Genomic DNA, 264 nt, shown 5'->3' with positions numbered 1-264 from the left:
CGATCTTCGGTTCGGGGTGGCTGTTCGCCGCGAGTCACGTGTCGACGATCGCCGGCCCGGCCGGCATCTTCTCGTGGCTGCTCGGCGGCTTCTCGGTGCTGCTGCTGGGCATCGTCTACTGCGAGCTCGGCGCCGCGCTGCCGCGCGCGGGCGGCGTGGTCCGCTACCCGGTGTTCTCGCACGGCCCGCTGCTCGGCTACCTGATGGGCTTCATCACGCTGATCGCGTTCTCGAGCCTGATCGCGATCGAAGTGGTCGCCGCGC

At 70.1% G+C, this 264-nt stretch carries 1 protein-coding gene; it reads left to right on the top strand.

Going from position 1 to position 264, the window contains the following annotated elements; genetic code table 11:
* Positions 1–264: amino acid permease (locus SB756_RS31230; protein WP_410913386.1), on the top strand; the 264-nt coding region annotated here is incomplete at both ends.

It is taken from the genome of Pseudomonas sp. SIMBA_068, from assembly GCF_046534705.1.
GTDB lineage: Bacteria > Pseudomonadota > Gammaproteobacteria > Pseudomonadales > Pseudomonadaceae > Aquipseudomonas > Aquipseudomonas putida.
Note: the sequence above shows the minus strand (reverse complement) of the source record. Positions and strands in the feature narration are given on the sequence as shown.